Below are 13,492 nucleotides of genomic sequence, written 5' to 3'. Positions count from 1 at the left end.
TAGATGTCACCTTGATTTATTGGCGCACCATAATCTATAAATCCCTCAAAATCAGTGACTCTTGGCTTTAAGTCTAAGTCTATTCTGCGGTCTGGGTATATTGTTGGCACTACCTCTAGGGATACTCCTATGCCTTGGGTTTGAAATTCGGACGGAGTTGCTGGTATAGCAACTACTACATCTTGATTATCATACCGTGCCGGGTTGTTGGGAACTTCCGGTTTTTCATATTCTGTTGGGAATTTCATTTCCCTGATAATCTCAAGGATGGCTTTTGTTCTGTTTTTAGTTGTGACTTTAGGGACAGACAGTAAGTCTACATTGGTAACTTGATTAAGAAGTTTCGCGACTAATAGCATTCCTTTATCTCCAATAATGCCTCCTATTTTGAAAGTATTTGGTTCAGATATTCTCAAAGGAGCTGGTCTTCCAGTAGGAACGGCTCGTTCGACAGGAATCGAGACTAGTGCCCGTTGGTAGTCTCTAATGTTCCCGTTATCATCAAACACAGGCAAAAGTAAATCTCTCGTGTCTATATATTTCCTTACTTCGATTTCGTTTGGCTGCAACACATTGCCTGGCTTATTGGTGTTATTTGCAGCAATTCTTTGTGATAAAGCGTTGTTAAGCAGACTGTCTTCTGCCGTTGCCAGACTTGAGTAAGACGCAACCTTAACATCTGATGGATTCCTGAAAAGATTGTTAAGAAGTGCCACGTAGTCTGTAGGACCCGAGGGCACTATCCCGTTAAAATTAGTATAAAAATTAAACGACAACTCCCTCAACTGATCATCAGTAAACTCCGCAAACTTAGCTTCTATAGTTACTTGGGGATCTTCTTCTTGCCGAGCGAGAATAAGACTTTCAATGATATCCAGTTGCTGAGGAGTGTTTTTCACGACTAACTTGCTGCTACTTGGCAAAAAAACCGCCTTAGCGTCGCCCGGGAAGTCCACCCCCATATCTTCAAGCTGTTTTTTGACGTCAGTCTGTCCGATTATAACTTGCGAACCCCTAGCGCTGCCAGGCTTTGCAGCTTCAACCTTGAAATCTATCTCAAAAAATCCGGGCGGAACTGAAAATGTCCGTGTTTGCATCACTTCCGAAGATTCAGTTGCAGGAAGGATGAAAACGGCATACTCATCTACCTTAAATTGAAGGTTTGTTAGATTGGTGATAAAACGCACTACATCCCCTAATGGGACTTGGCTAAGGGTCAAAGTAATATTCCTCGGGATAGTCGGTGTAGGAGTTGGTTCCTTTGTTTGCTCACCGGGCTTCGGAGGCTGGACAGTGGGTCTCGATTTTAAGACGAAATTTACTCCTTCACCTGTCGGATCGAGCTCTTTACTTTTAGCAGCAAGAAAACGGATTGCGTTTTCCAGCGGCATGTCATTAAAACTCAGACTTGGGATGATGATGTTTTGAAGTTTATCATTGATTTTAGCGATATTCGACAACTGGCCCGTGCGCTCTATTACTCGACTTTCACTCCGATCATCTGGCATGATTGGCTGAGACCAACGCTCCGTGACTTGCAACATCGCCTTAGCCCGTTGCGTCTTGTAAGCTTGCTGGGCTGCTTGCATGCGATAGCGATCCACACGTCGGATCTTTTCAACAGCCGCTTTGTTATAAGGATCGATTAGAAGAATTTGCTCGTAACGTTTGATTGCCTCATCGTATTGCCCAGTCTCAAAAAAACGGTCTCCTTCGAAAAACAAGCGCTGGACGTTAGCGAGTTTCTTCTTGAAATCGGGCGTGACCGCCGCACTTTCCTCGACCGCGTTAATATCCAGACGCTTCTTTCGATAAGCTTCAAGCTTGGCTTTGGCTTGGTTGAGCCGTGCTACAAGAGATTGATCATTCGGATTGGCGAGGCTGGCTTCCTCGATTAATTTATAATGCTTCTCGATATCACCGTCTTTCTCAGCTTTTTCTGCAAGCTGTAGCTTAGCTGCAGCTAAGCCTTGAGCGGCGCGTAGAGCAGCCGGTGCAGTGGCCCCCATCGCAGGCAAATTTTCAATAGCAAATTGAAACCTTGCTTCAGCCGAGGAAGGATCTCCCATCTCAAGAAAGCGTTCGCCTTGAATTACCGCGTTGTTAGCCGCTTGCACTAGGGCTGCTCGTTCCCTGGCCTCTTGCTCGGCTTTTGCTGATGGAGAAGATACGTTAGGTGAGTTTACATCTTGAGCTAGGATGTGGGACCCTGCTGCAAGAATTATTAAAAAAAATAGATAAAATCTTCTATAAAGAGCCATAATTGCTTTTTGCTTGGTCTTATTAAACTTGTCAACGTGATTTTTCGTCAACAGCCTTGCCCTTCAAACACTTGACGGAATTTTTACAAGCTAGGCTTTAGTTCTATCTATCAAAGCCAGATTGCATGATCAAAACTTAAAGTGCTATTTATTAACATTTTCCAGATAAACTCGTGCTAATCCTTGCCTATGAATAACTAATACAGTTTTCACATTCAGAAATTTAGCCATACTACGAGTGCAAATCAGCCGCTCCTAAAGGAAGCTGCTTGACAAAGCGCAATCTCAGTAACTTTTAGATTAATCCCGCAGCGCGCTTAAAAAACCGTCTCCGAGCTTCCAGCTCATCTTTCGTAAGATTTGCAAGCCGCTCCGGACCAAAAGCCTCTACGTTAAATGAAGCCAGCACTGTCCCGTGAATAACCGCCTCTCGCAATACCTCAAAATCATGATTCGGGTGAATTGCCAAGTAGCCAATCAGGCCGCCCACAAACGTGTCCCCTGCCCCTGTAGGATCTAACACCTCTTCTAACGGCATAGCTGGCATCACCAACATCTCGCCTCCGCTCATTAAAAGACTGCCGTGCTCCCCCTTTTTGATGACGACAGCTTCGGCGCCTTCCCTCAAAATCCAACGGGCCGCTTTGACCAGATTCTTCTCACCCGTCAAAGCCCGCGCCTCGCTATCGTTAAGCACGAGCATATTTATCCGTGGCAACAGCTGCATCAAATCCTCTCGTGCCGTGTGGATCCAGAGATCCATGGTATCTGCTACGACGAAGCGAGGATTTTGCACTTGATCAAGCACCCTGTGCTGGAGAGTAGGCGCAATGTTTGCCAGCAAGACATATTCCGTCTCGTGGTAGCCCTCTGGCAATTCAGGGCTAAAATCTGCAAACACATTCAATTCCACAGAGAGCGTCCGTCGGTTATTCATATCCTCCTCATATTCGCCTGCCCAGCGAAACGTTTTACCCTCTACTCTTTGCAGGCCTTTTAGGCAGACATTACGACGTAGATACAATTTCACATGCTCATCAGGAAAATCGCTGCCGACCACCCCCACAAGACGGACAGGAGCCGTCAAGCTTGTTGCCAGTGCCGCATAGGAGGCCGATCCGCCAAGAAGGTTTTTTCTTTCAGGCCACTCAGGCACACGGATGTCATCTAGCCCGATTGACCCCACTATCAGCACAGGTTTCATAAGCCTCTTACAGATTCACCTCATCCGTAGCTCTTGAAAAACTTACGACGGCTCGGAAATTCACTCGATGGCTCCCTAGATTCCGTTTGACGCGAAGAAGCTTGAGGAGATATGGGAGCCTGTCCCCCTTCATTTCGAGAAGACGCCTTAGGCGCTGCAGATGTAGGTCGACGAGGTTCCTCCTCATCCCCCTCATCATCAGGCATCGAACGGCTCGGAATCATCCCGGGAGAAATCCCGCCAGAAGCTTCCACAAAGACAAGGCGCACTTCCGACAACACATTACTCAATAAAGCTGCTTCCTCATGTGAAAGGTTCCCCTTGGTCTTGGCCTCAATCATTTCGAGTTGATCTATCAACAGCTTCGCCGCAGATAGATTTGGTGGAGGCGCCACACCATCCGGCCCAGCTACACGACCAAGCACATACAAAATATTCTGGGCTTGCATCATGACAAATTGCCTAAACCTCTGCGAAATCTCACGAGCACTCAGTTCACTCATAGCACTCAGGATGTTAAGCAGATGCAACAAAAAGTCAAAACGGACTCCCCATCACACAAAAGTTTCGCCCAATCGCTCGACACCGGCTAATTACTAAATTCCATGTCAGCATCATTCTTCAGCCGCCTAATTCGGAAAATCGACCGCCTAAGCCCTCAAGAAGTCCGCGACTACATCAAGCGGCTTACCTCCGAAAAAGGGTTTCTAGAAACAATCTTCAACACATTGCTAGAAGGCGTGCTCGTTCTCGATGCACAAGGCCACATCCTCTATGCCAACCGCCGCAGCCTAGAAATCTTCGGCCTCCGCGACCAGCCTGATAAACTTCAAGGCCAACCCATCCAACGATACCTACGTGAGCTCAACTGGCCGGAATTACTCGGCCAAGGCAACGCCCTCACTCGTGAAATCGAAATCCACTACCCAGACCACCGCTACCTCAAATTCTACCTCGTGCCCGTTGAGCAGGACGCCCCGCAGAAATCATACGCCGCTATCTTCTACGACATCACTTCCCAACAACAAGCAACCCGAGAAAATATCGAATCGGAAAAAATCAATGCTCTCACCCTTCTCGCTGCCGGCGTCGCCCATGAGCTTGGAAATCCTCTCAACTCCCTCCAAATCCATATCCAACTCATCGAACGAGAGCTAAAAAAAATCTCTATCCCAGCGAAGACTGCCCAGTCTATCGAAACCGTTAAAAACGAACTCCAGCGTCTCAATGGAATTATCGACCGCTTTCTGCGTGCCATACGCCCATCCTCGGCCAATCTCCAACTCACCCCATTGCACCCAGTCCTCCGCGAAGCTCTTGAATTCATGAAGCATGAAATCGAAAATCGCGATGTCATTCTCGAAGAGGAATACGCCTCAAATATCCCCCCTCTCCTCCTAGACGCAGAACAACTCAAACAAGCCCTTTATAACCTCGTCAAAAACTCTCTCCAAGCTATGCCCGCCGGAGGCATCCTCAGAATCTGCACCCGCCTTACCGAGCGACACGTCGAAATTCTGATCCAAGACAATGGCGCTGGCATCGCCCCAGAAAACCTACCACGCCTTTTTGAACCCTATTTTACAACAAAAGAAAGCGGATCCGGTCTCGGCCTTTTAATCGTCAAGCGCATCGTAAATGAACACCACGGTGAACTCCAAATCGAAAGCCGCCTCGGCTCTGGCACCACTGTAAAAATACTCCTTCCTCTTCCCGATCAACGATTCATCCCACTGCCCCCTTCTGCTCCACCTACAGCCTTGCTGAAGGCTTCAGCCTCCGATCCGTATCCCACCGACTAACATCCCTAGCGCCACTCCAAAAATACAAGCTCCGCAGGTCACCACTGAATACACTATCGAAAGAGTCCACTGCCCCTCACTCCACAACTCCGCAGCTTGCAATGTAAAGGTAGAAAAAGTAGTGAAGCCTCCAAGGAACCCCGAAGCGATCAAATTCCACCCCACATCGTAGCGTGGCACAGCTAACTTTACCCCATAGCTCATCCAGAGCCAGCCTATCAAAAAGCAACCAATAAAGTTCACCCAAAACGTGCCCCACGGATAGCTGTATACAACTCGATCAAAGAAACGCGATAAAAAAACGCGAAAAACTCCTCCTAGCCCACTTCCCAAGCCAATCCAAAAGTAGTCTCGCCATGTCATTGTCTTACATCCTAAAATGTTCCCCTAGATAAAGCCGACGCGTCTCAGGATCGTTTGCTAAAAACTCCCGACTCCCCTGCCGTGCCACCCGCCCCTCATAGATCAAATAAGCCCGATCGACAACAGCAAGCGTTTCTCGCACATTATGATCAGTAATCAGCACCCCCAACCCTTGCCCTCGCAATTCTTGAATGATCTTTTGAATGTCCGCAACCGCCAAAGGATCCACACCACTGAAAGGCTCATCCAACAGAATCAACGAAGGCGACGTCACCATCGTGCGCGCAATCGTAAGTCGTCTCTTCTCCCCACCACTAAGAGTCATCGCGAGGTTTTTTTTCAACGCACTAAGCCCAAAGCGCTCCAACAACGCCTCGCACCGCGTCCTTCGCTCTTTTGAAGTTAGCGGTAAAAATTCCAAAATAGCCAAAAGATTTTCTTCAACCGTCAAACTCCGAAATATCGACTCCTCTTGGGGCAGATAACCCATACCCAATCTAGCACGCCGATAAATCGGCATCCGCGTGACGTCTTGCCCCATAAAAAACACCTCCCCGCAAGTCGGCCTCACAAGACCTGTGATCATGTAAAACGTCGTCGTTTTCCCTGCACCATTCGGACCCAGTAAACCGACCACTTCTCCTCTTGCTACTTCGATAGAAACTTGCCGAACGACCTCCCGCTCCGCATACCTCTTGCAAAGGTCTCGCGTCTTAAGGATCAACTTAGAATCCATCGAGTTGACCTGCTCGCCCATCATATTCAGGCAATCAACGTTGTGCACCTTCCGACACGATCTCAACACGAGAAAGGCCGCCACTCCTCAATCGATGGTTCTCCTCATCCCATACCACACGCTCTGAAATCAATCGGTGCTTCTCATCTTCAATGACCACCTGGCCTTGCAAAAAAATTCTATTTCGCACCCAATCGTGACTTAGTGTATGACATCGCCCGGATCGTTTCCCCGAGTCCCACCGCACTTGACCCTGCGCAATGAATCGAATGACCCTTTCTGGTCGCCTAGGCTCAAACTCAATCTCCCCACGCTCACATTGAACTGAGCCTTTTGAATGACGGACACTTACCTTGCCATAAAAAATTCCCTTACCCTCAGCCAAGTATAAAAACAGCCGATCCGCAAAAATAACCACATCCTGATCTTCACGAGTGCTTGCAGAATCCAAAGGCTTATGTAGCGTCATGATTACCTTTCCGCGAAATTCTCCCTGTCTCTGCGGAATCCTCCAATTCATACCTTCAGATTGTATGTCGATCTGAGGATGCTCGATCTGAACGCCTGACTGCACCTCAAGACGCTGCTCAGATTTGTAAAACACAGCCTCGGGAGAGGTCACTTTCGATTGCACCGCTCCAGACTCATAAAGCTCAGCATGGAGATTGTAGATATGTATCCGCTCTTCATCGGGAAACGTGGCGCGGGAACCTGTTATCCTCGCCTGAAGCTGCTGGTCGCGGTTGTAGAGCGGCAAAGAAAAGCCACGCACCTCACTTTCCATCATCACCTCTTGCGCACGTTGTGCAGCAAGCGATACCCCTAACACCGCAAGAATAAGAAAAACTTTATCTCGCATACCGCAACCTCACTCGGTGAATTTCCAAAAGCTCCACCAGCAACTTCTCAACTTGATCTAGAGGTAACATATTTGGTCCATCAGAAGGCGCACGATCAGGATCAGGATGCGTTTCCAAAAAAAGACCGTCTATCCCCACAGCGACTGCAGCACGCGCTAATACAGGGACCATAGCACGATCTCCCCCAGTCCTGCCGTCGAGACTGCCAGGACGTTGAACGGCATGTGTCGCATCAAATATCACGCGAAGCCCAAGAGCCTTCATAATTGCGAGACTGCGCATATCTACGACGAGGTTGTGGTAACCAAAAGTCGTGCCTCGCTCTGTTACGAAGACTGTTTGGGCTCCCTCAGCTACCATTTTAGCCACGACATGTCGCATGTCTTCAGGAGCTAAAAACTGTCCTTTTTTAACGTTAACAGGTTTCCCGCTCCGGGCAGCTGCTTGGAGCAAATCCGTCTGCCGACAAAGAAAGGCAGGAATTTGAATCACATCTACGACAGGACTGACTCGCTCGACTTGCCACGTCTCGTGAACGTCCGTAGTAACAGGGAGCTGTAAATGGCCTTTGACTTTTTCTAAAATACCTAGCCCCTCCTCGATACCGACTCCACGGTAGGAAGTAATTGAAGAACGATTGGCTTTATCGAACGAAGCTTTGAAGAGAAGCGGTAGGCCGAGTCTTTCAGTTATCGTTTTAAGTGTGCGAGCAATCTCAATCGTCTGAGACTCACTCTCAATCACACATGGCCCAGCAATGAGTAGAAATGACTGAATGTTTCTTTCCAAAGCTGAAAAAATTGAATGAGAAGAAGAGACTTCCTTAAGAGGCATGATTGAGCGCGCTTTGTATAAAACCGTAAAAGAGCGGATGCGGCCGATTCGGTTTCGAAAGGAATTCAGGATGGAATTGGCAGCCCACAAACCAAGGATGATCCCTAAGCTCAAGAATCTCGACCAATCCCTTATCGGCAGAAAATCCCGAAAAGACCACCCCTACATTTTCCATCGCGGCACGGTATTTTTGATTGAATTCATACCGGTGCCGGTGACGCTCGCTTACTTGATCCTTCCCATAAACTCTGCGCGCTAGAGTATCGGGCACGAGATTACAAAGATAGGCTCCGAGCCGCATACTGCCACCTTTGCGGACGACATTCTTTTGTTCGTCTAGCAAGGCAATAACGGGATCGGGCGTCTCTTCGTTGAACTCCATACTATGAGCATAAGGTAGATTCAGCAAATGCCTTGCTATTTCGATAGCGGCAATTTGCATGCCAAGGCAGAGCCCGAGATAGGGGATTTTATTTTCACGCGCATACTGGGCTGCAGTGATTTTGCCTTCGACCCCTCGTGATCCAAACCCGCCTGGAACGAGTATTCCTTGTAAACCACGAAGAAATTTTTCCGGACCGTGATTCTCGATACTTTCGGCGTCTATGCGACTTACTTCGACTCTGGTATTTAAAGCGGCACCGGCGTGGGTGAGCGCTTCATAAATGCTTTTGTAAGCGTCTTGATGCTCGATATACTTGCCTACGACCCCGACTCGCACACGATGCGCAGGGGAGATCACATGGGTGAGGAAGTGTTGCCACTCCGTCATATCTGCTGGAGGAAGAGAAAGGTGGAGTTGTCTGCAGACGAGATCGTCGAGTTTTTCTCGCTGCAGCATCATTGGCACTTCATATATTGTGTGTGTGACGTCTTTTTCTTCGATTACAGCTTCAGTTGAGACGTTGCAGAACATGGAAAGTTTCTGTCGCAGATCATGATCAATAGAGTATTCAGTGCGACAAATTAAGATATGGGGCTGTATCCCGATCTCTCGAAGCTTCGCGACGCTTTGCTGAGTCGGTTTAGTCTTCAGCTCTCCTGCTGCTTTGATAAAGGGCACTAATGTCACGTGGATGAAGCACACATTATGTCCTCCGACTTCGAGAGAAAACTGCCGGATCGCCTCGAGAAAGGGGAGGCCTTCTATGTCGCCGGTTGTGCCGCCTATTTCCGTGATGACGACATCACATTCGCTGTAGTGGCCAATTTCACGAATACGTTTTTTAATTTCATCGGTGACGTGAGGTATGACTTGAACGGTTTTTCCGAGATAATCCCCGCGCCGTTCTTTAGCAATTACTGCCTCATAGATCTGCCCAGTCGTTAAATTATTCCGCCTTGAAAGACGCGCTGAGGTGAATCGCTCATAGTGCCCTAAATCGAGATCGGTCTCAGCTCCATCATCCAGAACATACACCTCACCGTGTTGATACGGGCTCATAGTGCCAGGGTCAACGTTGAGATAGGGATCGAACTTTTGAAGACCGACACGTAGACCTCTTCGCTCAAGCAGCGTGCCAAGAGCAGCAGCCGTTAAACCTTTGCCAAGGGAGCTGACCACACCACCTGTCACAAACACATACTTCATCTTGGGCGTAGAGTGTTGGCTTAAAATAGAGTGAAAGACAAGGCTTCAGTTGCGCGGCTCAAGATAAAAAGCGCTGATATGAATACGGGAGGCGTTTTCAAAGCTCATAGTCTTTTTCTGATGCAAGACCCCCCAGCTATCAGAGAAATAGATCTCCTGCTTATCGAGATTGAGGCCAATAATAAGCCGCGTGTGGCCAGCAAAGGAAGAACCCAGCGCATTGTTACCCGGCTCATCACTTTGTGATAAGTCAACGTTCCAAATGATTGGCAACCCTTGTGAAAGGACTTCTTTCAGTCGGTCGAAGCGCAGACGTCCACGGTTGTCTTCACGCAAAGGGCGAAGACGAAGGTCATTTCCTTTAAGCAACTTTTCGGCGGCTTCGATCCCTAATGTGATGCGAGTGCCCATCAAGGCAGAGCTTTCTGCTAGATCTGCAGCGAGATGTTGATCCAAAGGTATACCATAGTAGCGAAAAACTCGCTCCATTGTAGCTACTGTGCAATAACCTTTCTCCCCTTGATCTACCATCGGGATGTTATTAATCCACAGTGAGCCATCCGGTTCGTTGACGACATTTTGAATAAGATCTTCCTTCCGAATCTCACGCAAGTTACCGGTTGTCGCAATCTGGCTTTCCATGAATGCGTTTTCGATGGCGTCTAGTTCCACGCCAGGGGGCGTTAATTCGAAAGTGATAAATTCACCTCGATTGTAATTTAATCGCGCCCATACGAAATTCTTTTTCCAAACGAAGCCGCTTACTTTTACTCCACGCGCGACGCGATCCTCTTCTTTGCTGGGATCAACCTCCATGATATGAGTCATTTTTTGGACAAGATTATTTAGAAATTCGTCCATCCTCTCAAAGCGCTTTACCATAGAAGTGAGCGCCTTTTGCGATGCTTCAAGAACTCGAAGATCGCCGCGGTTTATGACGTTAATATGAAGGTTGATCGGCTTACCTTGGTCGAGAACAAGTTTTGTTTCCACCGTTTCATAGCCGAGCCATGGCAAAAAATCCTCACTGCGCCATGTTTCACGGTTTTTGTTTTTTTCTATCAAAGTAAAAAAACGGCTCGTCCGAAGCCAGACACGCGCATCTTGACTCCAAAAAGCAGGATCGGTGAGCGGATTTTGCGGCCATTCCCAACGCATCACTTGGAGTTGGTAGGCATGTTGATGATTGATATACTCGCCTAGACTCCCAGTAACGATGTAGAAACTTAGCCAAAGCTCATGAATCATAGAAAGATAAACTATACCCTGTTTCTCAGCGTAAATACCAAATTTTTCCAGAATTGAGGTTTTTCGTTGCTTTGGGAAGTAACCCAAACTAAAAGATAATCTAAAGGCGGGGTAGCCAAGTGGTAAGGCAGGGCTCTGCAAAAGCCCCATTCGTCGGTTCGATTCCGACCCTCGCCTCGTGGCGCAACAAAAATCTAACGATTTGGAAATCGCCTATACTTGATAGAGAGTTTACCAATGCCCCATACGGAAGATTACTCAGCAAATCAAAAATTCTTGCCAAGACTCTGATCACAAGCTTGACTGAACTATTAACCTGTAACTGCTATGGCGATTACTTTAACAATTAAAGCTGAGCCACGAACAGCCGTCGGCCGTAACGCCGTAAAATCGGTGCGAAAGAAAGGCTACGTTCCGGGCGTAGTTTATGGAAAAAAATCGCATACCATCATTCAGATACCTCGTGTTGCTTTACAACAGTCCCTTAAAGGCACAAGTAGTGAAACTGTTCTCGTTGATTTAGAAATCGGCAAAGAGAAAAAGCTGGCCGTTCTGCAAGACATCCAGCATCATCCCATAAAAGATTTCATCGTTCACATCGACTTACATGAGGTGGACCCTGACGAGACGCTACACGTTGAAGTGCCCGTTCATGAAGTAGGCGAATCAATAGGAGTCAAAAACTTTGGTGGCATTCTGGAAACGGTGACTCGTCGTCTTAAAATCGCGTGTAAGCCAAGAGACCTACCAGATCACATCACAGTAGACATTTCGAATCTAAATATAGGGCAATCTATTCACGTCTCGCAAATCCAGCCTCCTCCAGGAGTCACTATTCTTAATCCCCCAGATCAACCCGTCTTTGCCTGCGTCGCAGCCGCTGCGGCTGAAGAAACCCAGACGCCTGAGTCAGCCGCAACCACGGAGCCTGAGGTTATCAAGGAAAAGAAACCCACAGAGGGTGAGTCTGCCACTGTTACATCTAAAGAAAAAGACAAGAAGTCTTCTTGATCCTAGAAGTTACTCTCCCTTATTCAGGCGGACGTATTCTTCCGTGAGATCAGTCGTGGTCAAAGAGTATTCTCCTGTGCCGAGATGAAGGTCGATGTTAATCGAGAAGCTTTTCTGTTTCACTACATTCTTAATCTTAGCATCAGGAACACGACTGCGGACCCCATTCTGCACCACTAAGTGCCCATTATAGAATATCTCCACAAGCTCCTCCCTCACCTTTGCTTCTGAGTATCCAAGCGCATCCATTAACCTTCCCCAATTAACGTCTTCCCCACACCAGGAAGTCTTCACCAGCATAGACCGAGCTACAGCATGTGCAGCGCGTTTGGCGTCTTGTGCATTCCTGGCACCTTTTACCGTTAAGTGAACCACCTTCGTGATCCCTTCCCCATCTGCCACAATCATCTGAGCGAGCGATCGCATTACAAACAGCAAAGCTCGCTCAAAAAGCTTAAACTGCGGGTGAAAAGCTCTCAAAATTGGATTCTCAGCTGCTCCGTTAGCAAGAACCACCACTGTATCATTCGTCGAAGTATCTCCATCCACAGAAATACGATTGAAAGTCTTCTCTACGGCATCCGCAACAACTCGACGTAGGAGTTGACGTTCTATTTTCACATCCGTCGTAATACAGGCCAACATCGTTGCCATATTCGGATGAATCATCCCTGCTCCCTTAGCCATTCCACCGATAGTAATCTTGTGTTCTCCCAAATACATCGAGACAGCAATTTCCTTTGGAAACGTATCGCTCGTCATAATCGCTTCCGCTGCCCTTTTCCCGTTGCTCTTGGATAAAGCCTTCGCAGCTTTCTTTATCCCAAAAGCTACTTTTTTCATAGGAAGCGCTACTCCAATCCGCCCTGTTGAGCATACAAGAAAATCTTTTTCCTCAGCATCACAAGCCTCAGCAGCCCAACGCACCATCTGCTGAGCGTCCTCGAGCCCCTTTAATCCAGTGCACGCGTTAGCATTTCCCGAGTTGATGACTACTCCACGCACCATGTGGTTCTTGACCTTAGTCATCGAGACCTTTACCGGTGCTGCTTTCACTTGATTCGTAGTAAAAGCCGCAGCAACCTCAGCATAGCGCTCAGATAACACCAATGCTAAATCAGGATGGCCGTTCTTCTTGATCCCACAATGCACTCCCGATGCCAAAAAGCCCAGCGGAGAACAAACTCCTCCACCTTTAATAATTTTGAAGCTCTCTCTCACAGATATACTTAGAAGGCCATCATGCCTGAAGCATCTCCACCGTCACGCGAAAAGATTATGAGCTCTACCCCTCTTCATCAAAGACAACAAGAAATTCACTGTCACCATCCGAAATATAGTCCATACTCAAATATGCCTCCATTTCAGAATAAAACTTAGTTTCCGCCTCTTGAGCCTGATCCTGGCAAGGAAGCCTTCACTTTGCTTCATATAAAATTTTTCGAAGCCCTGATTCTTCATGGGCAAAACCGTAAGCAGTTCCTCTCTAGGAAGAAAAAATAACCACTCCTTCGCCTCCCTTTTCCTTAGAGCATCCAGGCAGACCCTTGTGCATACTTTAGATAACCAATTTTCAAATGAG

12 protein-coding genes and 1 tRNA gene are annotated in these 13,492 nt (G+C 47.6%); 3 read left to right on the top strand and 10 right to left on the bottom strand.

All coding sequences use genetic code 11. The features are described 5' to 3' along the window. The 3 genes from NZM04_06080 to NZM04_06070 all read right to left on the bottom strand — a co-directional run. The coding region (locus NZM04_06080; GenBank protein ID MCS7063595.1) for a hypothetical protein at positions 1 to 2,312 on the bottom strand (2,312 nt) is incomplete at its 3' end. A gap of 244 nt (positions 2,313 to 2,556) precedes the next feature. Further along, entirely contained in the window at positions 2,557 to 3,465 is a 909-nt protein-coding gene (locus NZM04_06075; GenBank protein ID MCS7063594.1) for a PfkB family carbohydrate kinase, read from the bottom strand. A gap of 20 nt (positions 3,466 to 3,485) precedes the next feature. Further along, complete coding sequence (locus NZM04_06070) at positions 3,486 to 3,968, bottom strand: DUF1844 domain-containing protein (protein MCS7063593.1); 483 nt, start codon at positions 3,966 to 3,968, stop codon at positions 3,486 to 3,488. A gap of 102 nt (positions 3,969 to 4,070) precedes the next feature. On the opposite strand from NZM04_06070, the gene NZM04_06065 reads away from it, so the two are divergent. After that, the gene (locus NZM04_06065; protein ID MCS7063592.1) at positions 4,071 to 5,267 is read left to right on the top strand and encodes an ATP-binding protein; all 1,197 of its coding nucleotides are present in this window, start codon (positions 4,071 to 4,073) and stop codon (positions 5,265 to 5,267) included. Here NZM04_06065 and crcB read toward each other — a convergent pair. Genes crcB through NZM04_06035 form a run of 6 tightly spaced genes read right to left on the bottom strand, consistent with a single transcriptional unit; the run spans position 5,238 to position 10,899 of the window. After that, the gene (crcB, locus tag NZM04_06060; protein ID MCS7063591.1) at positions 5,238 to 5,630 is read right to left on the bottom strand and encodes a fluoride efflux transporter CrcB; all 393 of its coding nucleotides are present in this window, start codon (positions 5,628 to 5,630) and stop codon (positions 5,238 to 5,240) included. The two genes, NZM04_06065 and crcB, sit on opposite strands and share 30 nt — an antisense overlap. A gap of 4 nt (positions 5,631 to 5,634) precedes the next feature. Then, positions 5,635 to 6,390, bottom strand: coding sequence for an LPS export ABC transporter ATP-binding protein (lptB, locus tag NZM04_06055; protein MCS7063590.1), 756 nt, complete (start codon positions 6,388 to 6,390; stop codon positions 5,635 to 5,637). Positions 6,391 to 6,400: 10 nt separating this feature from the next. Beyond that, positions 6,401 to 7,225: an LPS export ABC transporter periplasmic protein LptC gene (locus NZM04_06050; protein MCS7063589.1), complete on the bottom strand. Its 825-nt coding sequence runs from the start codon at positions 7,223 to 7,225 to the stop codon at positions 6,401 to 6,403. Further along, positions 7,215 to 8,060 carry a 3-deoxy-8-phosphooctulonate synthase gene (gene kdsA, locus NZM04_06045; GenBank protein MCS7063588.1) on the bottom strand — a complete coding sequence of 282 codons (846 nt, stop codon included), beginning with the start codon at positions 8,058 to 8,060 and terminating at the stop codon, positions 7,215 to 7,217. The genes NZM04_06050 and kdsA overlap by 11 nt, the downstream gene beginning before the upstream one ends. Next, positions 8,050 to 9,651, bottom strand: a complete 1,602-nt coding sequence (locus tag NZM04_06040) for a CTP synthase (GenBank protein ID MCS7063587.1) — start codon at positions 9,649 to 9,651, stop codon at positions 8,050 to 8,052. Before NZM04_06040 ends, kdsA begins: the two co-directional genes overlap by 11 nt. Before the next feature lie 45 nt (positions 9,652 to 9,696). After that, positions 9,697 to 10,899 carry a C39 family peptidase gene (locus NZM04_06035; GenBank protein MCS7063586.1) on the bottom strand — a complete coding sequence of 401 codons (1,203 nt, stop codon included), beginning with the start codon at positions 10,897 to 10,899 and terminating at the stop codon, positions 9,697 to 9,699. Positions 10,900 to 11,004: 105 nt separating this feature from the next. Between NZM04_06035 and NZM04_06030 the strand changes: the two genes are divergently transcribed. Together NZM04_06030 and NZM04_06025 are read left to right on the top strand one after the other, a co-directional pair. After that, positions 11,005 to 11,076, top strand: a tRNA-Cys gene (locus NZM04_06030). Positions 11,077 to 11,226: 150 nt separating this feature from the next. Next, positions 11,227 to 11,910, top strand: coding sequence for a 50S ribosomal protein L25 (locus NZM04_06025; protein MCS7063585.1), 684 nt, complete (start codon positions 11,227 to 11,229; stop codon positions 11,908 to 11,910). Positions 11,911 to 11,919: 9 nt separating this feature from the next. Here the strand turns inward: NZM04_06025 and argJ are convergent, their stop codons facing one another. Beyond that, positions 11,920 to 13,131, bottom strand: coding sequence for a bifunctional glutamate N-acetyltransferase/amino-acid acetyltransferase ArgJ (gene argJ, locus NZM04_06020; protein MCS7063584.1), 1,212 nt, complete (start codon positions 13,129 to 13,131; stop codon positions 11,920 to 11,922). Between the last annotated feature and the right edge of the window lie 361 nt (positions 13,132 to 13,492).

It is taken from the genome of Candidatus Methylacidiphilales bacterium (assembly GCA_025056655.1).
Classification (GTDB): domain Bacteria; phylum Verrucomicrobiota; class Verrucomicrobiia; order Methylacidiphilales; family JANWVL01; genus JANWVL01.
This window is presented reverse-complemented; position numbering and strand designations above follow the sequence as displayed.

Excerpts from the sequence above, each read along its gene's own strand:
- NZM04_06035 (MCS7063586.1), bottom strand. The coding sequence starts at position 10,899 with ATGATTCATGAGCTTTGGCTAAGTTTCTACATCGTTACTGGGAGTCTA.
- NZM04_06065 (MCS7063592.1), top strand. The coding sequence starts at position 4,071 with ATGTCAGCATCATTCTTCAGCCGCCTAATTCGGAAAATCGACCGCCTA.
- NZM04_06075 (MCS7063594.1), bottom strand. The coding sequence starts at position 3,465 with ATGAAACCTGTGCTGATAGTGGGGTCAATCGGGCTAGATGACATCCGT.
- NZM04_06040 (MCS7063587.1), bottom strand. The coding sequence starts at position 9,651 with ATGAAGTATGTGTTTGTGACAGGTGGTGTGGTCAGCTCCCTTGGCAAA.
- NZM04_06070 (MCS7063593.1), bottom strand. The coding sequence starts at position 3,968 with ATGAGTGAACTGAGTGCTCGTGAGATTTCGCAGAGGTTTAGGCAATTT.
- NZM04_06025 (MCS7063585.1), top strand. The coding sequence starts at position 11,227 with ATGGCGATTACTTTAACAATTAAAGCTGAGCCACGAACAGCCGTCGGC.
- NZM04_06050 (MCS7063589.1), bottom strand. The coding sequence starts at position 7,225 with ATGCGAGATAAAGTTTTTCTTATTCTTGCGGTGTTAGGGGTATCGCTT.
- crcB (MCS7063591.1), bottom strand. The coding sequence starts at position 5,630 with ATGACATGGCGAGACTACTTTTGGATTGGCTTGGGAAGTGGGCTAGGA.
- kdsA (MCS7063588.1), bottom strand. The coding sequence starts at position 8,060 with ATGCCTCTTAAGGAAGTCTCTTCTTCTCATTCAATTTTTTCAGCTTTG.
- lptB (MCS7063590.1), bottom strand. The coding sequence starts at position 6,390 with ATGATGGGCGAGCAGGTCAACTCGATGGATTCTAAGTTGATCCTTAAG.